Here is a 23,564-nt window from a genome sequence, read left to right as displayed (position 1 = left end):
ACCGTGATTTCAATGAAATACCACAACAATCTCCTATGGTTAAATTAAATTCGTGCAGTCCGGCTTTACGTGATAATACGTATTCTTAATCTGAATTTAAATCTGTAATCATACGCTGTGCGTTCAAAAAAAAAGCCTGACGGTTTAGAGTCAGGCTTTTCTTATTGAATGCAACAGCACTTTTTAAAATTCAAGTGCAGCCTGCTCTCCTGATCCGGATGCAGGCTTCGGACCTGAGCCGGCAGGGCTTCCGCTTCCGCCGCCGTTGTCGTCGCTGCCGTTATCCACATCGTCATCATCTTTTACCACGCGGGTAACGCCGGAAATGGAATCGCCGTCGCTGAGGCGCATAATGCGTACCCCCTGCGTATTGCGGCCCATCGAGCGGATGTCTGTGCAGTGCATGCGGATGATCTTTCCTTTTTGGGTGATGATCATCAGGTCGTCCACATCGCTCACTTCCTTCAGGGCAACCAAATCGCCGGTTTTGGGCGTGCGTTTCAGGGTGATGACCCCTTTGCCGCCCCGGCTTTGCTCGCGGTAGTCAGTTACGAGGCTGCGCTTGCCGTAGCCGTGCTCAGAAATGGCGAGTACGGTCGCTTCATTGGTGTTTTGGACCACAACCATATCAACCAGGGCGTCTTTGTCGCCGTCGAGGGTTATGCCGCGCACGCCGCGGGTATTGCGGCCCATTTCGCGCACGTCAGTTTCCATGAAGCGGATGGCACGTCCGCTGCGAGCTGCCAGCAGGATGGTGCTGTTGCCGTTGGTGAGGCTTGCACCGAGCAGTTCGTCATCATCATCAATTTTAATTGCGATAATGCCGTTCTGCCGCGGACGGCTGTAATCGTCGAGCAGGCTCTTCTTCACAATTCCTTTTTTGGTCGCCATAATGATGTAGTGGCTCTTCACATACTTCTCATCATCCAAGGTTTTGACCGGCACAAAGGTTTTGATGCTGTCGCCTTTTTCGAGCTGAATCAGGTTCACAATGGCACGCCCACGGCTCAGTCGGGTCCCTTCAGGAATTTCATAGACTTTCAGCCAGTAGCAGTTTCCTTTTTCGGTGAAGAACAGGATGTAGTTGTGGTTGGTGGCCACAAACAGATGTTCCACATATTCTTCATCTTTGGTTGAGGCGCCCTTCATTCCGGTACCGCCCCGTTTCTGCCGGCGGAAGCCGCTCACCGGCGTGCGCTTGATGTAGCCTGTGTTGGAAATGGTAACGACCACATCCTCATCGGCAATCATATCCTCAATGCTGAAATCATCGGCAGAGTACACGATTTTGGTACGGCGCTCATCGCCGTAGCGGTCGCGGATTTCATCCAGCTCTTTTTTGATGATTTCTTTCTGCGCATCGGTGCTGCCGAGAATGCGGCGGAATTCACCGATCTGCCCGATAATGTCGCGGTACTCGGCGTCAATCTTATCGCGCTCGAGAGCCGTAAGTTTCTGCAGACGCATGTCGAGGATGGCTTTGGCCTGCAAGTCGGTAAGGGCGAATTTGCGGCGAAGCTGATCGTTGGCTTCCGGCACGTTTTTGGACGCGCGGATGGTCGCAATTACTTCATCGAGGTTATCTACCCCGATTTTGAGGCCTTCCAGGATGTGAGCACGGGCTTCGGCCTGATCCAAGTCGTAAATGGTACGACGGATGATGACCTCAAGGCGGTGATTCACAAAATGCTTGATCAGGTCTTTGATGTGCATCACCTGCGGGCGCCCTTTCACGAGCGCGAGGTTAATAACCCCGAAAGTGTGCTGCATCTGCGTGTACTTGTACAGCTGATTGAGCACTACGCTTGCAATGGCGCCGCGCTTGAGCATAATCACGATGCGCATGCCGTCGCGGTCTGATTCATCGCGCACATCCGAGATTTCGGTGATCTTATCGGTATGCACGAGCTCAGCGATTTTCTGAATCAGCGTGGCTTTGTTTACCTGATACGGAATTTCGTTTACGATAATTTGCTCACGGCTGCCGCGCAGCTCTTCTACCGTTGCCAGCGCGCGCATCACAACGCGGCCGCGGCCGGTCGTGTAAGCATCTCGCACACCTTCATATCCGTAAATAATACCGCCGGTCGGGAAATCAGGAGCGGTGATGTGCTTCATTAGCTCCTCGATGGTGATGTCAGGATTATCGATGTAAGCCTTGGTGCCGTCCACTACTTCGCGCAGGTTGTGCGGCGGCATGTTGGTGGCCATCCCTACAGCAATACCGGAGGAACCGTTTACCAGCAGGTTCGGGAAGTTCGAGGGCAGTACGACCGGCTCATTGAGCGTATCATCGAAGTTGGGCTGGTAATCGACCGTGTTTTTATTGAGGTCGGCCAGCAGCTCCTCAGCGATGCGCTTCATGCGCGCTTCGGTGTATCGCATGGCAGCCGCGGAGTCGCCGTCCACCGAGCCGAAGTTACCCTGCCCGTCAACCAGGGGGTAGCGCAGGGAGAAATCCTGCACCATCCTCACGATGGTGTCATAAACCGCGCTGTCGCCGTGCGGGTGATACTTCCCAAGCACCTCCCCTACGATACGGGCACTCTTCTTGTACGGACGGTTGTGCAGCATGCCCAGCTCGCTCATGCCGTAAAGCACGCGGCGGTGTACCGGCTTGAGGCCGTCCCGCACGTCGGGCAGTGCACGCGATACAATCACCGACATCGAATAATCGATGTACGACGACTGCATTTCGTCTTCAATACTGACTTTTATAATGTTATCTCTGGCCATCTAAAAAATAGGTTTGTTTTTTAGGGGGATGATGAACGCTTTGCCCTTATCTGCTTCCGAAGCAGTTTTCCGGGCCATTTTTGATCCCCGCGTGGAAAAATCCGGGTTAAATATCGAGTTTTGCGTACTTGGCATTGCGCTCAATGAAGGCGCGGCGGGGTTCAACCGAATCGCCCATCAGAATGGAGAAAAGGCGGTCGGCAGCGGCGGCGCTTTCAATCGAAACCTGCTGAAGTGTGCGCGTTTCGGGATCCATGGTAGTTTCCCAAAGCTGATCGGGGTTCATCTCACCCAGACCTTTGTAGCGCGACACGTCGGCCTTTTTGCCGTTTTTCTTGAATTTGGTGAGGATCTGATCGCGCTGCTCATCATCCCAGGCGTACTCGATTTTTTTGCTCTGCGTAATTTTGTAGAGCGGCGGAGTAGCAATGTAAATGTATCCGTTCTCGATCAGCTGACTCATGTGCCTGTAGAAAAAGGTGAGCAGCAGGGTCCGGATGTGGGAGCCGTCAACATCAGCATCCGTCATGATGATGATTTTGTGGTAGCGCAGCTTGGAAATATCGGCTTCGTATTCATCCCCGATACCCACGCCCAAAGCGGTAATCATCGCCCGGATTTCGTTGTTTTCGAGAATTTTGTTGATGCGGGCTTTCTCCACATTCAGGATTTTACCCCGCAGCGGCAGAATCGCCTGAAAACTTCTGTTCCGGCCCGATTTGGCCGAACCGCCGGCTGAGTCGCCCTCAACCAGATAAATTTCGGTATGTTCCGGATCGTTGATGGAGCAGTCGGCCAGCTTCCCGGGCAGGCCGCCGCCGGTCATGGCGCTCTTGCGCTGCACCAGCTGCCGCGCCTTGCGGGCCGCATCGCGGGCTTCGGCAGAGAGAATCACCTTTTCGAGGATGTTCTTGGCCACCTTCGGGTTCTGCTCCAGGAACTCGTTCATTTTCTCGTACACCAGCACTTCCACCGCGCTCTGCACTTCAGAGTTACCGAGCTTGGTTTTGGTCTGCCCTTCGAACTGAGGCTCCGCAACTTTCACACTTAAAATAGCTGTAAGGCCTTCACGGAAATCTTCCCCGCTGATGTTGATTTTTCCTTTAATCAGCTTGTTCTTATCCGCATAATTTTTGAGCGAACGGGTAAGCGCCCGGCGGAAACCGGAAACGTGTGTTCCGCCCTCATGCGTGTTGATGTTGTTCACGAAGGAGTGCACATTCTCCGAGTACGACTTATTGTACTGAAGGGCAAGGGCAACGGGAACATTATCGATTTCACCGCTCACAAAAATGGGTTCGCCCATGAGGGATTCGCGGTTCTCATCGAGGTATTTCACAAAATCCTTCACCCCGCCTTCGAAGTGAAAAATCTCCTGAATCGGCTCTTCTTCCCGCAGATCATTTATTTCAATGGTGATTTCCGGGTTCAGGAAGGCAAGCTCGCGCATCCGCTCAGTGATGATTTCGAGCTTGAACTCAACCGATTGCCGGAAAATTTCGGAGTCCGGCATAAAGTGGATGATGGTACCATTCTTCTCGGTTTCGCCGATAACCTTGAGCTGCTCGGTGGTAATACCCCGCTGAAAAGCCATGCGGTGGATTTTGCCGTCGCGGTGCACGATAGCTTCAAAGTCGGTGGAGAGGGCGTTCACACAGCTCACCCCCACCCCGTGCAGACCGCCGGAAACCTTGTAGGAATCTTTGTCGAATTTACCGCCCGCATGCAGCTTGGTGAGCACGAGCTCAACTGCAGGGATACCCATTTTCTCATGAATATCAACGGGGATACCGCGGCCATTATCGGTAATGGTGATGGAGCCGTCGGGATTGATATCGAGTTGGATGTAGTCGCAATAGCCTGCCAGGGCTTCATCAATCGAATTATCTACGACCTCGTTGATCAGGTGGTGAAGGCCGCGCACACCGGTATCGCCGATGTACATTGAAGGACGCTTACGCACGGCCTCAAGCCCTTCCAGCACCTGTATGTTCGAAGCTTTATATTCAGCCGGATTGGAATTTAACATGCAAAAATAATGCTGTTGAAAAGTTAGGTTTAAAAGACGGCTTAAAATAGCCCTAAAAGCGCCAAAAACCAAAAAACATATCCCGATGCACCCTTTAGGGGGGATTGCACCACACAGCGAAAAATAAAGCCCTCAAAATGTGGATAAAGCGGGCGGATGAGCACTTCAATTACCGGCAGCTTTTTAATGCCCCGCGCAAAGCCTTAGAGGCTTACTGCCGGAGCCGGGCTTAAGCAACGGCATGCAGCCCGGCGTTCCGGTCATTTTCCGGGCAGGATTTGTAAAATCGCCCATCCGGTTAAAGGCAGGGCTCAGTCGTTCTGGGATGATTCAATCTGCTTACGGATTCCGTAAAAGGCCGCAATGTCGTAAACCGTGTGGGCGATCATGGCCGCGAAAATACCCTGATACAAAAATAACAAGCCGAGTGCGAAACTGAGCAGCAGCATAAAAGCTGCAAATACCAGATGCGCGCCGCTGCTGAATTTGATGTAGCCGTGCACCACCACAAAAAGCACCGAAGCAAGCGTGATGCCGGCAAGCGGAATGAGGGCAGCCCGAAACAGCCATTCTTCCGAAATCCCCGCCGAGAGGGATATAAAAAAAGCATCTTTATTGGTCAGGTTTGCTTTTTTGATGATGCGCACAACCGTGAAGCTGTCACTAATTATTCGCAGGGCTTCCACTTTCATCAGGCTCACACCGGCATAGCCGAGCAGCAGACCGCTCACAAGACCGACCGTGAGCTGCACGGCCAGCGGCTCGCCGGCCGCGATGATGCCGGCTGTATCCGCCTGAGGCATCAGCCATATAAGGATACTCCCCAGCACCAGCCACAGCAGCGCTGACACCATAGCGATTTGCAGCATTTCCCTGCGGTTAACCGGCGGATCCTGATCGTGTGTTTCCGGAGTACTCATTCGGGGGTTTGAAGAAATGGTCAGTAAATGGCGTTGCCCGTTAAAGTAACAGAAAGCTGAAGTTTAACTCCGCTCCTTTTTTGATAAAGCTTAATCTGAAATTTTAGGACCAGCGCATCGCGAGCAAAAGCTGACACAAGTAAAACCTAACTGAGCTTTTGGAAGAGCTCTGCTTGAGGTACTGAAATTTCAGTCAGTGGGAAAGTGCAGATAAATTCTGCCCCCTGCGTGTATTCCCAATTTAGTTCAACCCTGCCGCCAAGGCGTTCAGTTGATATTTTGACTGAATACAGCCCTACCCCTACACTACTCTCTCCGGCTGTGGGCTGCGAAGAAAGCTTGGCAAATAAACTGAACACCTTATCCTTTTCATTTTGGGCAAACCCCTGACCGGAATCCCGGATTTTCAGCACCCAGTTTGTTTCGGTCATGCTGAGATCTACCTCAATTACGGTATCCGGGTTTGCATACTTGATGGCATTTGATAGGAGATTTGAGATAATATTGTTGAAGACCATATCGTGCGTAAGGGTGGTAAAGGCTTCAAGCCGGCTGTTAATCTGCATATTTTTTTTCTCTGCCTGTGGCCTGTATTCCTCGATAACCTGCCGCACAATTGCATCTACAGCAATCTCAGACATCTCGCTTCTGATGTCTGATGATTCAGCCTCAAATACCGTGAGCAGACTGTTCACGATGTTTCGCATTTTTTCACTCGAAAGCCTGAGGATGGTCTTCATCTCCACGCAGCTGTCGGGGTCGTAAGGATCCATCAGTTCTTCTGCAGATTCGATAACACTCAGGGGGTTGCGCAGGTCATGAATAATTACATTGATTAGCCGCTGCCTTTCCTGCGCAAGGTTTTCAAGCTGTTTGTTTTGTTCAGCTATGCTGCGGCTCTGCTCCAACAGCTGCCCGTTTACACTTTCCAGTTCACGGCTTGAGTACCGGAAATACAGCACAAAGCCGACGGCAACAGCTGTAAGCAGCAGTAGGGTGAGCAGAACGATAATAAAATAGTACTCCGCCTGCCGCTTCAGCTCAATGGTTTCACGCAGGAACACATTCTCAGCTTTTTCACGCTCAAGCTGATTTTGAATCAGCACATTTTCTATCGACAAGTCTCGTTCTCTCACATCAACTTCGAGAACCTGTTCATGATACCGTTTGTACCATCTCAATGCAGCTTCATAATTACCGATAGCCTCCTCGAGCTCATGCAGCATTCGGTATGTTGTCAAAGCATTTGCCATAATTCCGCTGCTTTCCATCGCTTCAGCCAAATCATATAGAATTTCAAGGGTTTCTTCCGGTTCAGCTCCCATTTGATAAAATGAGCTGGCAATTCCGTACTGATTAAATACAATACCGGGAGTTAGCCCGTGCTCAACGCTTAGTGCTGTTCCCTGCCTGAATGCATCAAGAGCTTCATCCCACTTTTCAAGCAGGTTATACGACATCCCGATATTGTAGTAGTTACGGATAACACTCAGGTGCCGGCCGTTTTCAAGATTAATCGCTTTAGCCGAGCGCAAGCTGTCTATAGCCCGGTGATGGTCGTTCTGTAAGCGGTAAATGTTACCCAGGTTGTTTAGCGTACGGGCAATATTCTGAACATCCCGCTGCTGATACTGACGTACCAGCGTCTTTTCGAACCATTTCAGGGCCTCTTCGGTATTTCCCGTCTGCGATAGCGTAAGACCTATTGCGTTGTATATATTGCTGATGTAGAAAGTGTCGTTTTCTCTTTCAAAGTAGGGCACCGCTCCCAATAATAGCTCAAGCGCTTCCGCCATACGATTCTGATGATAGAACCAGAATGCCTGTGAGATATCAAAAAGATACTTTTGCCGTAAATCAAAAGGATGCTCAAGGCGCAATTCAAGAAGCCTCTGATACAGCTGCTCTGCTTTTTCCTCTCTGGTAATATTAGTGAACATCAGCATCGCAATCGGCGCCATTTTTATTTCAAGCTGCCAAAGCTGATGCTCTGCTGCCAGCTCGTATGCACGCGTAAAATAGGTCTCTGCCGGCCCGTAACGCTGGAAATTAGCATGAAACCATCCCATATACATTAATCCGTAAGCATACAGCGGAGAAAGTGTATCCGCTTCGGTAAGCTCTCTGACCTGCGCTACAACGTTTTCGAATTTTTCACTGTTGAAATTCTCACTTAAAACTACAGCAAGTGAATCCAGCATTTGTATTTCTGCCTGATAACCGTTTGTGGGCTCATCAATTACGTTATCGGGCTTGCTGCACGCAAAAAAGAATACAAAAAAAGACAGCGATAGTGTCAGGCTGGATATCCGCAGCCACCCCAAATATGCTTCGCACGGTTTATAAGTTTTTATGAACGCCATTAAGCTTGGTAATCAGTTTTAATATTCAGGTATGTTCGGTTCATATTACATCCACACATTTCACTTGGCTTTTCAATTGAGTTTTTTTTCTCGTTTTGATTGCCTTAAAATAGGTAATTATTATATGAGCTGTTATAGCTTTAAAAAATCTTAACGAATCACCTTAAGGCTACTTTTTTTATAAGTAGATTGACTAAAAGGGCGCACAAAAACTCTTGTATATTTTTATCTCCCTGCCTCCTTAACTATATCTTTAACTGTTAATCAACTTTCCGGGATCATGTTTCTCACTTCAATCCGCACTTTTTTTTCGGCTTTAATTCTTATTGCCATCCATTTATTTTCCTGCACAGTCGCTGATACCCCTTCCGCCGACTATGAAGCCCTAACGCTGCAAAGCCCATTCCCTGACATCACCCTCAGTACGCAGCAGCAGCAGTTTGCCGATGAGTTGCGTGAAACCGGCATCCTGTTCTGGAATCAGGAGCAGATGCGGTTCGGCTACCGCAGCACGCATCTGTTCTCACCCGTTCGCTTTTTGCACCCTGCGGATGAGCCTTTCCCACTGCCTCATGCTGATGTAATGCTGGATGGTTTCAATGTGCTATACCTGCACAACAACGGCGTGCGCGATCTCGATTACTTCATCCGGGAAATGGATGTGAGCGGCCTGCTCGTTTTAAAAAACGGGCAGATCATTCTGGAATATTATGCTGACGGCCGCACTGAGTCAGATCCCTGGATGTCGTTTTCCGTCACAAAATCTGTGCTTTCGATGCTGTTTGGGGCTGCTGTTGAGGATGGGTTCATCCGCAGCACCGACGACCTTGTAACCCTGTACATACCCGAGCTTGAGGGCTCGGCTTATGCGGGCGTCGCCATCGAAAACCTGCTGCACATGGCCTCCGGCGTGGCATGGAATGAAGACTACACCGATCCCGATTCAGATGTGGCCCGGCTTGAAGCCATTACCGGAGCAGAAGAGCTGGTGGCCTACATGGCCGCCCTTCCCCGCGCCGCAGCACCGGGTACAGTGTTCACCTACAGCACCGGCGAAACCAACCTTGCGGGCGTGCTGCTCAGCCGTGCCACCGGCATGTCGCTCACGGCCTACGCACAGCAGCGGCTCTGGCACGGCTTCGGTATGGAGCATCCGGCCTCCTGGAGTTTAATGGGTGAAGATGAGCTCGAACACGGCGGCTGCTGCATCAGCGCGAGCCTGCGCGACTACGCCCGCATCGGGCATTTTGCCCTCAATGGCGGCGTGAATCAGCAGGGTGAAGCCATCCTGCCGGATACCTGGATGTCGCAATCCGTAAACCCGAGCCCGGCCAATCCCGGCTATGGCTACTTCTGGTGGCTGCAGAGTAACGAGCGCTTTGCCGCGTCCGGCATTTTCGGTCAGCACCTGCACCTTAACCCGGATATGCAGCTTGTTGTGGCCATCCAAAGCACCTGGCCACAGGCCACAAGCGGGGCAGCAAGCGCGCACCGGCGGGCATTTATTGATGGCCTCACCGATGCGGCCCGCAACCTCGGGGGCAGCTCCTGCTGCAGCGAGCAGCTTCAGGAATGAGGCACCGCCAACAGTTTAGACGCGTTCCGCTTCCATATTAAGCCCCGCAGCTTTACCGTAAATACCCGATACTTTAGTTTAGGGGGGATGCTGCGTTTTCAGCCAGGCACCCTAAACTCAAAAACCTCATGAACAGCAATTCCGGATCATCCGAAAACCGAAATCAGAACGCCTACAGCAACAACCTGCTGCTCGACGGGCTTGCAGGCCTGCTGCTCGTCGGTTTGGTGATTTGGGCTTCGGTCTGGCTGGGCCGGCAAACCGGCACCGGAAGCATCACTACCTGGTTTGTTTTCGTGGCGGCGGGCATTACGGCGCTTACCACAGGGTTTGGCGCGCTCCCCTTTTTATTTACGCGCAGCATCAGCCGGAGCTGGCTGGGTTACGGAAACGCGCTGGCAGCCGGACTCATGCTGGGTGCAAGCCTCGGACTGCTGATTGAGGGCGCAACCATTGCTGATGTCTCCAATCCGTTTTGGCGGACCCTCGCCGGGGCGCTTACCGGGGCCGTTCTCGTTGTGCTCGCCCACAAACTGCTCAAAGGCCGTGAAGATGACCTCTCCGTGGGGAATATTCAGGGTGCCAACGCCGTGAAAATTCTGCTGATTGTAGGCATCATGACGGCGCATTCTTTCGCCGAAGGTATAGGGGTGGGCGTTTCTTACGGAGAGACCGAAGCCTTCGGAGTCTTCATCACCATTGCCATTGCGATTCATAACATCCCCGAGGGGCTGGCGATAAGCCTGGTGCTGCTCCCGCGCGGCAGCAGCATTCGGGCGGCAGCCGTCTGGAGCATTTTCAGCAGCCTGCCGCAGCCGCTCATGGCAGTGCCCGCGTTCTGGTTCGTGCTCACCTTCAAACCCTTCCTGCCGTTCGGGCTCGGGCTCGCCGCCGGTGCCATGCTGTGGATGGTCGCCCGGGAGCTGCTGCCCGAAGCGCTGGCAGAAGTCCCCGCCCGCATCGTTTACCTGCTCACCGGCCTCACGGGGCTTGCCATGATGGCCTTTCAGTTTTGGCTGCATTAAACCGATAGCAGCTTATCGGGATTATGGGATTTCAGCTACAGCTTCATTTTCTTTTGGGATGGAAGCGGCCCCCACCGACCTTGCCAGACCGGTTAGCTCAGGCTCTGCCGAGCGGATGCGGAGGGAATTGAGGGTAACGAAGAGCGAGCTTAGAATCATGGCGAGTATGGCAAAAAAGGGATGCAGCAACCCTGCCGCCGCGATACTCATCCCCACAACATTATAGATCAGCGCCCAGAAAAAATTGAGGCGGATTTTCCGTTTCACTTTACGGGCAAACCGCAGGGCTACGGGAATCACGGTGAGGTCGGGCTGCAGCAGAATGATGTCCGCGGCTTCTTTGGCAGCCGGTGTTCCGCTGCCCATCACCACGCCCACATCAGCGGCGCCTGAGGCCAGCATGTCGTTGGTGCCGTCCCCGGCAAAGAGTACCCGCTGCCCTTCATTCCGGAAGGCATTCACCGCCCGGAATTTATCTTCGGGCGACTGCCCGCTGCGGTAGTCCGTGCCGGCGGCCCATTCAGGAGGCAGGCCGGGATCGCCGGTGAGGATTATGGCGGGGATGCCGTCGTTTGTGAGGCTTTTCCAGGCCTGTGCCAGCTGAGCTTTGGGCGGCTGCCAGAAGCGGAACGACATCCGCAGCAGGCCGTCTTCGAAAAGGCCGAGCTCGCCGGGCGCCAGTTTTGAGGCACTTACAGGATGGGTGTGGTTAACCAGAAGCAGCGCTTTGCCCTGCCAGCTGCCGCTCAGCCCCAGCCCGGGCAAGAGCTGCGTATCCTGAACCGGCAGGGGCCTGAGGCCCGATTGTTCGAGGCGGTTGCGCATGGCCTGCGCCATCGGGTGCTGCTGCTGTGCTTCAAGGCCGCCGGCGAGGCGCAGGCTTTCCTCCACGGGAAAGCGGTCAGGATCCGGACTTTGGGGTTCGGTGAGCCCGAGGCCTTCGGTGAGGGTTCCGGTTTTGTCGAAAATCACGCGGTCAATTTCGGAAAGGCGCTCGATGGTTTGCCCGCCGCCAAGCACCAGCAGGCCGCTGTCCTGCAGGCGCTGATTGGCAATCCAAACGGCTGCGGGTGTCGAAATGGAAAAGGCGCAGGGACAGCCGATCAGCAGCACAGCGAGCATGTTGCGCAGGGCAATCTGCCAGTCGGCCGTTTGCACGTAGTAGGCGAGCACGGCTAAAGCAGTAAGCATCACAAAAGCCAGCAGTATGCTTGCGCCCCTGTAGGCCATGCGCTCGTAGCGCCCCGGCTGATACCGGTTTTCGCGCACCCGGCGCAGGTACTGCTGCAGCGAGCTTTCATCGAATGCCGAGGTGACCCGCAGCAGCAGGCCGCCGTCGATGCTGAGGCTTCCGGCGCGCACCGCATCGCCGGGTTGCTTCCGCACAGGTTCAGCTTCGCCGGTGAGGTGGGCCTCATCAACCAGACCGGCGCCTTCGGTCACGATGCCGTCCAGCCAGATCTGTGTGTCGGGCTCGGTCTGTACCCGGGCGCCCTCGTGTACCTGAGCAGCGGAGGTGCGCAGGGCCGTGCCGTTTTCCTGAAGCAGCAGCACTTCGGGAGGCGTGTCGTCGGCAAAGGTTTTGCCGTAGGCCGCGAGCTTCCGTTTGAAATAGGCATCGAGCAGCAGGCTGCCGATATAGAAGGTCAGAATCATGGAAGCCGTTTCGAAGTACGGCTCTCCCACTCCGGTGAACACGCTCCAGACCGAGAGCCCGTAGGCGGCCGAGGTTCCGGTAAAAATGAGGCTTGCGAGACTCAGCCGCAGCGCCCGGAGCTCCCGCCACAGATTGGGCAGAAAGGATGAACCCAGCAGCAGCAGTACGCCCGTACCGAGCACGAAATTCACCCAGCCCAGAAAAACCGGCGCCTGCTCCCCCTCAAAAAAGATGGTGATGCTGATGAATACCTGAAACATGGACAGCACGAATGCAAAAACCCAGCGGAGCACCAGCAGTTTATATGCGGTTGGCGCGGTACTTTGTGCCGCACCAGCGCCATCCACGCCTAATTCGTGCACCATTTTGCAGCCAAAGCAGCAGAAAAGGTCGTGTTTGCTTTGGGTGTAATCCTGAACCGGGAGTCCGCAGTGTTTACAGGCAGGCATTGCTATTTTTCACTTGGTAGGCGATTTAATAAGGAACCGGCTTTTTCTGGCATAGTTGTAACGGAGCAGAATGAAGGCAATTCCGGTGCACATCAGCTAAAAATTTCTCTGAATTTAAAACCTGACCGGAAAGCTGTTTTTAAGCCGGAAACACATCACCCGTTACCCGCTTATGTTAAGCTTTTTGATGATGCTACAGTCTTACGAACAGGCTCAAACCATACTGGGTAAAATTCTGTTTGACGCCGCCGCTGTTAACAAAGGGGGTGATGTTCTGTCTGGAATATAATTCGAGCCCCATCCTTAGATTTTCGAGGTTGAACGCGAATCCGATACCGGCCATACCGGCGATCACAAAATCACTGGCAAGGCGGGGCGTCGGGTAGGGTTCGCGACCCAGTTCCTGTACAAACAGGCCATCTTCATCCAGAAAAAAAGTATCCAGCCGGCCGGCTTTGTAGGTGAATTTATACCAGAAATCGGCACCGGCTGTAATGTAAAAATGGCTCGCATAGGGATAGAACCGCAAATGGAGGGGCACGCCGGCATACATGAGGTTAAAATCGCGGGTAAGCGTAGTTAGAATGGCTTCCCCGGTTGGATCACCCGTTTCTGTTGTAACGGGTGAGAGCTTGTCCTTCACTTCCCAGTCGAAGTACTGATAGGTAAAGCCGGTACGCAGTGCAAGCTGCCGGAACATATACCAGTTGGCATGCAGGTGCAGCCCGGCTCCGATTTTATAGTCAAGCCCGTCGTTCAGCGCCGTGGCCGGGCCCGTAAAACTGATGGTTTGAGTTGTTGTCGAAAACCCAAGCCACAAATCAAAAGAGCGCTCGGAATTGCTCTGAGCCGTTGCAGGGCTTGATGCCATCACCAGAAAAGGAATGACAAAACAGACCAGCAGCCGGTTCCGGATTATTTCGTTTAGGGGTGAAGATGCTAAAACTGTTTTCATCGCATTGGGTTAAGTACCGGTTCAGTTTATGGTGAATAAAGGTATCAATTTTGAAAGGCAGCTGTAAACCAAAATCAGCAGTACCCTTATTGAGCTGCCTCCGCTAAACGCACAGGGTCCGCAGCTGCCGGAGCAGACTGCGGACCCTCCTCTCTCAGTGATGCACAGTTACAGCAACCGGGGCCTATTCAGCCAGTTCCGCGCCGATTCGTGCAGCAGTTTCCACGATGGTTTGCGGGTTATAGGCGCCGCTTATATCGGCTGTAAGCTCTCTGATGCGGGCTACGCGATCCGGATCGATTTCGCTACCTTCGTTGCCGAAAGCATTTCGGATATAGCTAACAACGGCTGCAATTTCGAAATCATCGAGCTGCCGGGCAAAGGGCGGCATCACGCCGTTGTAGGTTGCCCGCTCGCGAACCAGCTCGCCCTGCAGACCATTGAGGATCATCAGCACGGATTTATCCGGCTGCTCAACCACCCATTCGGTACCGGCAAGGGTCGGGAATACGCCGGCGATACCCTGACCATTTGCCTGATGGCAGGCCTGGCAAACCCGGCCGTAGATACGCTGCCCTTCGGCAATCAAATCGACCTCGATTTCTTCAACGGCTTCGGTTGGGGGTGCGGTAAACAACACGTGTGCGCGGTCTGATACTTCGCCCAGGTACCGGCCAATGTAGAAAAAGCCGAATGCAAAGGTGAGGATGATGACAGCGTACATCCAGATCGGGCCTCGCTCATTGCCTTCCTCGGGCAAAGGGCTTTCCCGGAACGCAGCGGAGTGAATCTCCTGCATGCTGCGATTGTCTTCCCTGTCCTGGAATTCAGGTGTTTTTTTGTTGTCTTCAGTCATGGCTAATCAACTCCCGGGGTTTCCTGATTCAGAGATAAGAGGAAAGCGACGAGGTAGCGGGCCTCGTCGGTGGGCAGCACTTTTTTGCCGGGTATGCGGTAGGCTTCCGGCAGGTTAATCCCCTGCCTTCCGGGCCTGGCATCTTCGTTCACGACCTCAAACAACCAGGGGTAGGGTGGCATGATGGAGCCGGGCAGCATGGATCGCGGCTGGAACAGGTGGGTGTAGTGCCAGTCGGCACTGGGCTGGCGCGCGCCGATGTTGGAAAGATCCGGACCGGTGCGCATGGTGCCAAGCAGATGCGGGGTGAGGTTGCGGTAATCCTCCACTTCGGAGGCCCGCCCCCAGCCGCGTTCGAAGTCAGCGCCGAAGCCCTCCGGCCTTACCTGCATACTGTGGCAGTAAATGCAGCCTTCGCGCACGTAAATGGCATGGCCCTGTACGATTTCAAAAGTGTTTCCGAAATCTACCTCTTCCACACGCGGATCGACCACAATTTTAGGGAGAATGGTGAGGCCGACCATAGCAGCGGCAAACATGGCAACAATGCCGAAAAGAAGAATCCAGTTGCGTATCATGAGCGGGCCTCCTCGAGTTTAGGGTTCCAGCTTTCCGGAACAGCGGGTCGCAGGCCAACCCTGGCTACAATGCGGATTACCAGGTAAGCAAAAATCAGATGTCCGGCGGTGAGCATTACACCTGCAACAGAGCGTGTTATGAGGTAGGGGATCGTCATGGTTACGGTGTCAGAAAAGGTGATATCGGGGTTATTCATGGCCAGCCCCTGAAGCACCCCGCCTACCTGTAGCGGAAAGGTGTAGAGAATGATACCGAGCGCGGTAAGCCAGAAGTGAAGCTTTATCAGCTTGCCTGACTGCCACTCCCAGTTGGTGAGGCGCGGCAGGATATAGTAGCAGGAACCGAAGAGCATCATCGTTACAAATGCGTACATGCCGATGTGTGCATGTGCCACCACAAAATGCGTGAAGTGAATCACCTCGTTAACCGAGCGCAGGGCCTGAATACTGCCCTGAAGGCTTACGAAGGTGTAGCTCATGGCTGCAAAAACTACGAACCGCAGGGTCGGGGAATATTTCACCGCGCTGAACGAGCCCACGATGGTCATGTGATGGTTCACTGCCACTACGATAACCGGGATAATCATCATCACGCTTGCAGCAATGGAAATGGTGATGAACCAGGTGGGCAGCGGAGAGCCGATGAGGTGATGGAATCCGTTCCAGTTGTAAAACAGCGCCAGCCCCCAGAAGCCAAGCAGCGACAGCCCGTAGCTGTAAATCGGCCGGCCAATCACTTTTGGAATGAAGTAGTAAGCTGCTGCCAGACCGATTGGGGTGAACCACAGGCCGAGCGCGTTGTGCGCGAACCACCAATTCATCCCGGCCTGCACGGTAGGCGTGTTAAAAATGGGGAGGGAGGAAACCCCGCCAAGCAGTGGCAGCCACAAAAAAGCGGCGATAAGGTACCAGACCGAAACATACAGGGTTTGCACATTGCGGTTGAAGAGCATCAGCATGGCGGCAATGCCAATCACCAAAATACACCAAACGATTACGATCATGGTGCTTACGGGGAACTCCAGCCACTCGATACCGCGTGTGTAACCGGCCAGAATCTGAAAGCTGCCCACGACAAGGGCTAAGTTCCAGATTACGGTAACGCCGGCAATGTAGGGCCGCATGGGGATGGCAACACGCAGCATGCGGCTCAGCAGCCAGAGTGCCACGCCGGCACCTGTCATGGAAGCCCAGCCGTACACCATGGTGTTAAGGTGAAGCGGCCTCACCCGGCCAAAGGTCAGGAACGACCATTGGCCAAGCCAGTCAGGGGCGTGCATCTTAATGGATGCAAGCAGTGCAAGCAGCGATCCGAAAAGCAGCCAGAATACCCCTGATACAATCAGGAACAGCACTACATTTCGGGCTTTTTCATCTAAAAAGCGAATCGACTGCGCACTCGAGTCAATCTCGGAAAAATGGGTTGTACTCATATATTATTTGTCTGAATGCGTTTCTTCTTCAGGTTTAAAAAGCTGATCTGTGGGTTCGCCGGCAGGTTCTTCTTCCGTGAAAGGAAGCTGTGCACCTTTGTTGATGTCATCAAACTGACCTGAAAGCCATGCCCAGCTAAACAGGGCAATACCGCTCACGATAATCAGCAGTGAAAACAGCAAAAGGATCCAGATACCGGCACTCACAGATATGGATTGTTCCAGTAGCATATACCCGATTGGGTTGAAGTGAATATTGAATTGCCCGATACCGGCCCGTTGTATTTTGCCGGTGAGGCGTGCCTAACCGGCTTTTTTGCACAGTCTGTTGCTTACCAGTTCGTTTCAGACTGTTACCGGGGCTGACGGGGGAAGGTAACTTCGCGGCTGTAAGTCCGGCGGCGGCATCCGGATCTAAGTATTTGCCAAATACAGATAAGCAGGGCTGCTGAACAGTATGTATTCATACCGCACACCTGCATCATCATTTGTCAGGAGGAGGCATCCGCGCGAATATCGTACCGCGGGTGTCTTATACCTTCAGAAAGTTACCCGTCTTTAAAATCAGGCGCTTATTTGTGGTGGTGCACAGGGCGGACATGCCGGTATCGTAATACTCTGATGCAGCAAAAAATCGGGCATCAGACTTACCGCTTCAAAGCGGTTAATAACCGGATTAAAGACCAGCGGAACAAAAACTGCATGGCTATCGAGGTTCAGCAGGTCCTGAATCTGCGTATGCTCCTGCTCATCCTGCCCTGTATTGCCGGCCGCGTCGTTGATGTAGCTGAGCGTCGAAAAAAGCAAAGACGCAAGCGGAGCAGGAGAAACCGGCGGGGAAACTTTTTCCGCTGTACTTACCGGTTCAGCAGCTACTCCCGAAACCCGTTCACTAACATTTTTTTGAGCCGTAACTGCACAAAGGCAGGGTAAGGATACCGCATATGCTTTCTTAAAAAAATCCGAAACACAGCCGCCGCCAAGCTGATACTGCACCATCGGCATTACCGGCTGAACCAGTAATACTAAATAACAAATCAGAAATATGATAGCGCGGTATTTCAAGAAAATGATGCTCAGTTAGGTTAATTGACACTGTTAATAATTTAAACAAGGCTACTGTAAAAATCTAACCAGTCTGTTTGATTTACATTTTCACCCGCTTCTCCGGAACTGCTTGTCATGGCAGGTTTTACAGCAAGACGCTTCAGCATGACTCCAAAATAAACATTACCATAAACAGAAAAGGCCGCCCGAAGGCAGCCTTTTACTGTGCAAGTAGGTGTTCGTAATGAAGTGTGAGATTATGCTTTGTCTTCGCTCATGAACTTGCGAAGAACGGTCTGCAAAATACCACCATTTTTGAAATAATCCACTTCAACCGGTGTATCTATGCGGCAAATGGTTTTGAAGCGGGATACTTTTCCGTCAAAATCGGGCTTCTCGCTTTTGCTTGCGGTAACCCATACTGCCTGACGCGCCTTGATATTGTCATCAATTTCGAAAGAGAAATACTCATCGCCGTCGAGGCCAAGGGTTTCGGCATTCTGACCGTCTTCAAACTGAAGCGGCAGCACGCCCATGCCCACCAGGTTGGAGCGGTGAATGCGCTCGAACGATTCGGCAATCACGGCTTTTACGCCCAGCAGATTGGTGCCTTTAGCGGCCCAGTCGCGGGAAGAACCGGTTCCGTATTCTTTTCCGGCGAGCACTACAAGCGGGGTGCCTTCCTTCTGATAATCCATAGAGGCATCATAAATGAAGCGCACTTCGCCGGTCGGGAAGTATTTGGTGTAGCCGCCTTCCGTGCCGGGAGCCAGCTGATTTTTGAGACGCACGTTGGCAAAGGTGCCGCGGGTCATTACGCGGTCGTTACCACGCCGTGAACCGTAGGAGTTGAAGTCTTTGCTTTCCACGCCGTTGCCAACCAGGTAGAAACCGGCAGGAGTATCGGCCTTGATGGAGCCGGCGGGAGAAATGTGGTCGGTTGTGATGGAGTCGCCTACTTTAACCAGGCAGCGCGCATTTTTGATGGGCTTAACCGGCTCAAGCTCTGTGTTCATATCTACAAAGAAAGGCGGTTCCTGAATGTAGGTTGAGTCATCCTTCCACTCAAACAAAGCACCACCGGTAATGGGGATGTTGTTCCACTCTTCGTTGGAGTCGGCTATGCCGTCGTACATTTTGTGGAAGAGGTCGGGGCGTACCGCATTATCGAGGTGCTCCAGGATTTCATCGGTCGTCGGCCAGATTTCCTTCAGGTACACATCCTTGCCGTCTTTGTCCTTGCCGATAGGCTCAGTTACCAGATCAATATCTACCGTACCGGCCAGGGCGTAGGCCACAACCAGCGGCGGAGATGCCAGGTAATTGGCCTTCACATTGGCGTGAATCCGGCCTTCGAAGTTCCGGTTGCCCGAAAGCACGCCGGCCACAATAAGATCGCCTTCTTTAATAGCAGCTTCAACCGGCTCCGGCAGCGGTCCGGAATTACCGATACAGGTCGTACAACCGTACCCTACCAGGTTAAAGCCCAGTTTGTCAAGTTCTTGGGTGAGGTTGGCTTCGTTCAGGTATTCGGTAACCACACGTGAACCCGGTGCAAGGGAGGTCTTCACGTAAGGAGGCACTTTGAGGCCGCGCTCGTTGGCTTTTTTGGCCACGATACCGGCACCCAACATTACGGACGGGTTGGAGGTGTTGGTACACGAAGTGATGGCAGCGATAACCACATCACCATGTTTCATGTCAACGGTTGTGCCGTTTTTGTAGGTGCCTTTGGCTGCAAGTTTTTCCTGTGTAAGCGAGAAGCCGCTTGTAGGCTCTTTACTTGTGAGGGCGAGATTGAAGGATTTCTTCATCTCATCAAGCGGCACACGATCCTGCGGACGCTTCGGCCCTGCGAGTGATGACTCAACGGTTGAAAGATCAAGATGCAGGGTATCGGTGAAAATCGGATCCGTCATGCCGTCTTCGCGGAACAGACCCTGCTCTTTGGTGTAGCGCTCTACGGTATCACAAAGATCAGCAGAGCGGCCGGTACGCATCATGTAGCGCAGCGATTCATTGTCGATCGGGAAGAAGCCCATGGTTGCCCCGTACTCGGGTGCCATGTTGGCAATTGTTGCCCGATCAGGCAGGCTCATGCTTGAAAGACCATCGCCGTAGAACTCAACAAACTTGCCTACTACGCCTTTCTTGCGGAGCATTTGGGTTACGGTGAGCGTGAGGTCCGTTGCGGTAACGCCTTCCGGCATTTTTCCGGTAATTTTAAACCCGATTACTTCCGGGATAAGCATGTAGATGGGCTGTCCCAGCATAACGGCTTCCGCCTCAATACCGCCAACGCCCCAGCCAACGATTCCGAGACCGTTGATCATGGTTGTGTGTGAGTCGGTACCTACGAGGGAATCGGGGTAGAAAATGGTTTCGCCGTTTTCCTGACGGCTCCAGACCGCCTTGGCAAGGTACTCCAGGTTCACCTGATGCACGATGCCGCGGGCAGGCGGCACAACGCTGAAGTTTTTGAATGCTTTCTGCCCCCAACGGAGAAACTCGTAGCGCTCGCGGTTACGCTCAAACTCTTTCTCGCGGTTAAACATGAAGGCAAACTCCTGACCAAAGGAATCAACCTGAACAGAGTGATCAATAACGAGATCGACCGGTACAACGGGGTTAATTTTTTGCGGGTCGCCGCCGGCGCGGGCCATGGCAGACCGAAGGGCCGCGAGGTCAACTACGGAGGGCACACCGGTGAAATCCTGCAGTACTACGCGTGCAGGCTTAAAAGGGATTTCTTCCTGCGCCGGTGATGCAGCATCATAGTTTGCGAGCAGGGTAATGTCTTTTTCGGTTACTACATAGTCGTCGTATTCACGAAGTACCGACTCCAGCAGGACCTTAATAGAAAATGGTAGCCGGTCCACTTGTCCGATACCCGCTTTGGCGAGGGCATCCAGCCGATAAATAACACCTGAGCCACTTTTGGTCTGAAGGGTGGCGCGGCTGCCTGCAAAATTTTTCAAATTACTCATAATATTAGTTCCCGGAATTGAAATGATTTCGGTGATTACTGTTTCGAACGTTCTGCCTGAAAATCAACATAAGCAAAATGTAAAGCCTGGTTTCTGAAAGCCCTTTTCGGAGCAATTCTGTAACATTGTGTACAGTACCCGGCCTTAATTTATGTTGCCAAATACAGAGCTCTAAAATAGTGATTTATGGGCGGATTATCCCAACGTCATTTAGCGAATTTTCGCTAATAGTTCGGCGTTTGCTTTTAAAGCTGCTTATTTAGCTTTAATCAAAATAAGCAGATTCCGATATCGGAGTTCCCGAAATCCGCAGCCACGCCTCATCACCACTTTTTTTAGCAGCTCTGAAAAAGCTTCACCCCAAAAGCCGGAGCTTCAGGGGTGAAGGGTACCACCACTGGTTCTTCATTCCGGCCGCTGCCCGCTGGGACAACCACGCTTGCGCAGGCCGGAACCGGGCCACCTAAACCCGGCATGAAATCACTCAGAGGGCGGATTGTTCTGCCGGCGGAGCTGCTCAGACTCGCGGCGTATGAGCTCCATGCGGCTCATTGATTCATTTATGATACGATCTTCGATCGCAGGGACAAGTCTGGCCTGAATTACAATAATAAGCTCGCGCTGACTGTACTGCACCGATTCAAATCCGAAAAGATACCTGAGGCCAAAAAACCAGGGCGGGAGGTCTTTAAGCAGGGGTACCCCCCGCCTCACGGTACTTTGCTCGGTTTCATAAAGCCCGGCTATGGCTGTTGTTTCTCCGTTTACCAGCAATATTTTGGTTGTTGCTTCCTGTTTGTTGATGATGGTGCTCACCGCATCGGGCTGCGCAGAGCTGCGCTCGGCCAGCACTTCCATAAAGATGAAGGATTCCCCGTCTGAATGAATCAGCCAGGGGGTTACGGTGAGGATGGTTCCTGTGCTGAAAAACTGATCAATCACATTGCCCGCAAAATCGCGCTGTTTGATGGAGAAATCCTGCCCGACCTGAATCCGGCCGACTTCCCCCTCCAGCACCTTGATGGTTGGGGAGGAAAGAATTTCACCTTTATTGATGGCTTCGAGGGTGTTGAGCAGGGCATCGATCTGCCACTGACCGGTGCCTGTCATTTCGCTGATGTTCAAGCCCAGTGCAAACTGCGGCTCACTTACGGAGCCGGCTCCGAAGCTGCTTACTTCAACCATGCCGTTGCGGATGGCCGACCAGTTTACCCCGATTTCCCGAAGGAAGCGGCGGTCGCCCTGAAAGAAGGTTGCCGAGATCTCAATCTCGCGGGTATCGGAGAAAATCTGCCGGGCCGGGCCTCCCCTGCGTTCCTGCGCGGCAATCGACTGCGGTACAGCCTGGTCGCGTATTTCAATACGGTCAGGCAGGGTTAACACTACCAGCTGATGGTAACCGGTTACCAGATCGAGCGCATCGCGCCAGTGCAGCCCGGGTATGCCGAGGGCAATATTGCCGGTAAAGCTGCTCAGGTTCAGAATCATGCGGTTTTCATGGCGCACGGAAAATTCGCTGAGAATGCGCACCGCATCGTTCATAGCCAGGCCGCGGTCGAGCACCACAATGGCATCATGCGGCGTAAACTCCCGCACCGGCAGCCGGTCCTGCGCAGCGGCAGGGGCCGGAGTGCCGGCAAATAAGAGCATCATAAACAGCAGCATGCCGGCCGGCACCTGAAGTGTGAGATTTAAAACTTTCCTTTTTGTCATTGACTTATCCTCAGGGTTACACGTTCGATGATGCCGCCTTTATTGAGCAGGAAGGTTGCTTCCCTGCGTTCTGCCGAAACACTTTCGAGATAGCCCAGGTGCACCCGCTCACGAAGCACAAGCCGCCTGAGCTGATTGCCCTGATCGTACAGGAATATGGCATCCCCGCTTATGGCCTGCAGCCTTGAGCGCTCCGGCTCTATCATATTATTGGCGTTGGGCGCTACGCCGTGGATGAGCGGGAAGAACGGATTGTGGGGCAGTTCACCCCTAACCTGTTCGGCATAGGTCGGGATCACGTTTCGGCCGCCGCGGTTGTAGTAGGCCACAAGATTCATCCTGAAACCGACCTCGTGCAGGTTGTTCTGATTGCTTGTGGGGCGCACCTGCAGGTCGGTAATGCGCACTGCGGGGCTCGAATGCTCGACCGTAAAAATGAAATCCCGCAGCTGCCGGTAATCCGAAACGCCGTCAACATTAAAGCGCATCCGGCCATGACTGCCCTGCGCGGTGCTGTCTGTGAAGGTATAGTTCAGGAAAACAGAGCCGCGGTCGGCAAGGCGGAGGTAGTCGTACAGATGAGGCAGCCTGTGGCTCGGAAACAGGGTTTTCGGGTAGTTATCGATGCGGTGGGTTAGGGTTTCATTCTGCTCATACACCTCCGAAAACCGGGTAACCTCAGCCGTAAGGCCAGCCAGCTGTGCACGCTTTACGTCATTGCTTTTTTCAAGCTCGCCCAGCTCCTGCCAGCTGCCGAACCAGAGCCAGGTAAAGCCTGTACCCAGCATAATGAGCAGGGTTGCTGCAAGCAGCAGGGTATTCCGAATACTGTATGTCATGCTCATGGCTGACCTCCGGTTTGGGCTATTGGGGCGAACGGCAGCACAACGGGGTTAAAATCGGCCGGGTCAGCCGTAATTTTATGGACCACAATCCTGAAGTTGTAGAAAGGCCGTTCGCGTATTTCTATGCCTGTTACCTGCTGTACCCCGGCCTCATAAAATAAATTGGCCACCAGGGGGATGTTCTGCCGCAGCAGGGTTGTGCCTTCAAGCACCAGTACGCCGTTGCTAAACTGCATGCTCGTAATCCAGGTACTCAAAATTCCGGGCAGACCGGCGTGCAGAATATCCAGGGTTGTGGTCCACATGCGGGTGCCTTCTCCGAGGGTTTCCATCTGGCTCAGCTGGCCGGCAAGCTGTGCATTCCGGCTGTCGAGCTCCCGCACGCTGTCGGCTAT

General features: G+C 53.1%; 16 protein-coding genes and 1 pseudogene. 2 read left to right on the top strand and 15 right to left on the bottom strand.

What is annotated here, in order from left to right; all coding sequences use genetic code 11:
- Positions 1 to 183 precede the first annotated feature (183 nt).
- The 4 genes from gyrA to LAT75_RS03100 all read right to left on the bottom strand — a co-directional run bounded on the left by gyrA (position 184) and on the right by LAT75_RS03100 (position 8,009).
- A complete protein-coding gene (gene gyrA, locus LAT75_RS03115) occupies positions 184 to 2,736 on the bottom strand; it encodes a DNA gyrase subunit A (RefSeq protein ID WP_291481164.1) in 2,553 nt (850 codons plus the stop codon).
- Between the two features lie 106 nt (positions 2,737 to 2,842).
- The gene (gene gyrB / locus LAT75_RS03110) at positions 2,843 to 4,765 is read right to left on the bottom strand and encodes a DNA topoisomerase (ATP-hydrolyzing) subunit B (protein ID WP_291481163.1); all 1,923 of its coding nucleotides are present in this window, start codon (positions 4,763 to 4,765) and stop codon (positions 2,843 to 2,845) included.
- Between the two features lie 311 nt (positions 4,766 to 5,076).
- Positions 5,077 to 5,685: a CPBP family intramembrane glutamic endopeptidase gene (locus LAT75_RS03105; RefSeq protein WP_291481162.1), complete on the bottom strand. Its 609-nt coding sequence runs from the start codon at positions 5,683 to 5,685 to the stop codon at positions 5,077 to 5,079.
- Positions 5,686 to 5,831: 146 nt separating this feature from the next.
- Positions 5,832 to 8,009, bottom strand: a complete 2,178-nt coding sequence (locus tag LAT75_RS03100) for a tetratricopeptide repeat-containing sensor histidine kinase (protein WP_291481161.1) — start codon at positions 8,007 to 8,009, stop codon at positions 5,832 to 5,834.
- 319 nt (positions 8,010 to 8,328) lie between these two features.
- On the opposite strand from LAT75_RS03100, the gene LAT75_RS03095 reads away from it, so the two are divergent.
- Together LAT75_RS03095 and LAT75_RS03090 are read left to right on the top strand one after the other, a co-directional pair.
- Positions 8,329 to 9,624, top strand: a complete 1,296-nt coding sequence (locus tag LAT75_RS03095; protein WP_291481160.1) for a serine hydrolase domain-containing protein — start codon at positions 8,329 to 8,331, stop codon at positions 9,622 to 9,624.
- Positions 9,625 to 9,752: 128 nt separating this feature from the next.
- Entirely contained in the window at positions 9,753 to 10,649 is an 897-nt protein-coding gene (locus LAT75_RS03090; RefSeq protein WP_291481159.1) for a ZIP family metal transporter, read from the top strand.
- A 21-nt stretch (positions 10,650 to 10,670) separates the two neighbouring features.
- Here LAT75_RS03090 and LAT75_RS03085 read toward each other — a convergent pair whose 3' ends face one another.
- The 11 genes and pseudogenes from LAT75_RS03085 to LAT75_RS03035 all read right to left on the bottom strand — a co-directional run.
- Positions 10,671 to 12,755 (bottom strand): heavy metal translocating P-type ATPase, encoded by a 2,085-nt coding sequence (locus LAT75_RS03085; protein WP_291481158.1) that lies wholly within the window; start codon positions 12,753 to 12,755, stop codon positions 10,671 to 10,673.
- Between the two features lie 193 nt (positions 12,756 to 12,948).
- Positions 12,949 to 13,710, bottom strand: a complete 762-nt coding sequence (locus tag LAT75_RS03080) for a hypothetical protein (RefSeq protein WP_291481157.1) — start codon at positions 13,708 to 13,710, stop codon at positions 12,949 to 12,951.
- Between the two features lie 184 nt (positions 13,711 to 13,894).
- Positions 13,895 to 14,566, bottom strand: a complete 672-nt coding sequence (locus LAT75_RS03075; RefSeq protein WP_291481156.1) for a cytochrome c — start codon at positions 14,564 to 14,566, stop codon at positions 13,895 to 13,897.
- Positions 14,567 to 14,568: 2 nt separating this feature from the next.
- Positions 14,569 to 15,144 carry a cbb3-type cytochrome c oxidase subunit II gene (locus LAT75_RS03070; protein ID WP_291481155.1) on the bottom strand — a complete coding sequence of 192 codons (576 nt, stop codon included), beginning with the start codon at positions 15,142 to 15,144 and terminating at the stop codon, positions 14,569 to 14,571.
- Positions 15,141 to 16,577 (bottom strand): cbb3-type cytochrome c oxidase subunit I, encoded by a 1,437-nt coding sequence (locus tag LAT75_RS03065; protein ID WP_291481154.1) that lies wholly within the window; start codon positions 16,575 to 16,577, stop codon positions 15,141 to 15,143. The genes LAT75_RS03070 and LAT75_RS03065 overlap by 4 nt, the downstream gene beginning before the upstream one ends.
- A 3-nt stretch (positions 16,578 to 16,580) precedes the next feature.
- The gene (gene ccoS / locus LAT75_RS03060) at positions 16,581 to 16,808 is read right to left on the bottom strand and encodes a cbb3-type cytochrome oxidase assembly protein CcoS (RefSeq protein WP_291481153.1); all 228 of its coding nucleotides are present in this window, start codon (positions 16,806 to 16,808) and stop codon (positions 16,581 to 16,583) included.
- A gap of 333 nt (positions 16,809 to 17,141) precedes the next feature.
- A complete protein-coding gene (locus tag LAT75_RS03055) occupies positions 17,142 to 17,384 on the bottom strand; it encodes a hypothetical protein (protein ID WP_291481152.1) in 243 nt (80 codons plus the stop codon).
- 497 nt (positions 17,385 to 17,881) lie between these two features.
- On the bottom strand, positions 17,882 to 20,611 hold the full coding sequence (acnA, locus tag LAT75_RS03050; protein ID WP_291481151.1) for an aconitate hydratase AcnA: 2,730 nt from the start codon (positions 20,609 to 20,611) through the stop codon (positions 17,882 to 17,884).
- Positions 20,612 to 21,091: 480 nt separating this feature from the next.
- On the bottom strand, positions 21,092 to 22,324 hold the full coding sequence (locus LAT75_RS03045) for a type II and III secretion system protein (RefSeq protein ID WP_291481150.1): 1,233 nt from the start codon (positions 22,322 to 22,324) through the stop codon (positions 21,092 to 21,094).
- Positions 22,321 to 23,169, bottom strand: coding sequence for a hypothetical protein (locus LAT75_RS03040; protein WP_291481149.1), 849 nt, complete (start codon positions 23,167 to 23,169; stop codon positions 22,321 to 22,323). Before LAT75_RS03040 ends, LAT75_RS03045 begins: the two co-directional genes overlap by 4 nt.
- Positions 23,166 to 23,564 (bottom strand): annotated as a pseudogene (locus tag LAT75_RS03035) (hypothetical protein); the annotation flags it as partial. The gene LAT75_RS03040 and the pseudogene LAT75_RS03035, both read right to left, overlap by 4 nt.

Source organism: Cyclonatronum sp., assembly GCF_022565315.1.
Taxonomy (GTDB): Bacteria; Bacteroidota; Rhodothermia; order Balneolales; family Cyclonatronaceae; genus Cyclonatronum.
This window is presented reverse-complemented; position numbering and strand designations above follow the sequence as displayed.

Excerpts from the sequence above, each read along its gene's own strand:
- gyrA (WP_291481164.1), bottom strand. The coding sequence starts at position 2,736 with ATGGCCAGAGATAACATTATAAAAGTCAGTATTGAAGACGAAATGCAG.
- gyrB (WP_291481163.1), bottom strand. The coding sequence starts at position 4,765 with ATGTTAAATTCCAATCCGGCTGAATATAAAGCTTCGAACATACAGGTG.
- LAT75_RS03105 (WP_291481162.1), bottom strand. The coding sequence starts at position 5,685 with ATGAGTACTCCGGAAACACACGATCAGGATCCGCCGGTTAACCGCAGG.
- LAT75_RS03095 (WP_291481160.1), top strand. The coding sequence starts at position 8,329 with ATGTTTCTCACTTCAATCCGCACTTTTTTTTCGGCTTTAATTCTTATT.
- LAT75_RS03090 (WP_291481159.1), top strand. The coding sequence starts at position 9,753 with ATGAACAGCAATTCCGGATCATCCGAAAACCGAAATCAGAACGCCTAC.
- LAT75_RS03085 (WP_291481158.1), bottom strand. The coding sequence starts at position 12,755 with ATGCCTGCCTGTAAACACTGCGGACTCCCGGTTCAGGATTACACCCAA.
- LAT75_RS03080 (WP_291481157.1), bottom strand. The coding sequence starts at position 13,710 with ATGAAAACAGTTTTAGCATCTTCACCCCTAAACGAAATAATCCGGAAC.
- LAT75_RS03075 (WP_291481156.1), bottom strand. The coding sequence starts at position 14,566 with ATGACTGAAGACAACAAAAAAACACCTGAATTCCAGGACAGGGAAGAC.
- LAT75_RS03070 (WP_291481155.1), bottom strand. The coding sequence starts at position 15,144 with ATGATACGCAACTGGATTCTTCTTTTCGGCATTGTTGCCATGTTTGCC.
- LAT75_RS03065 (WP_291481154.1), bottom strand. The coding sequence starts at position 16,577 with ATGAGTACAACCCATTTTTCCGAGATTGACTCGAGTGCGCAGTCGATT.
- ccoS (WP_291481153.1), bottom strand. The coding sequence starts at position 16,808 with ATGCTACTGGAACAATCCATATCTGTGAGTGCCGGTATCTGGATCCTT.
- acnA (WP_291481151.1), bottom strand. The coding sequence starts at position 20,611 with ATGAGTAATTTGAAAAATTTTGCAGGCAGCCGCGCCACCCTTCAGACC.
- LAT75_RS03045 (WP_291481150.1), bottom strand. The coding sequence starts at position 22,324 with ATGACAAAAAGGAAAGTTTTAAATCTCACACTTCAGGTGCCGGCCGGC.
- LAT75_RS03040 (WP_291481149.1), bottom strand. The coding sequence starts at position 23,169 with ATGAGCATGACATACAGTATTCGGAATACCCTGCTGCTTGCAGCAACC.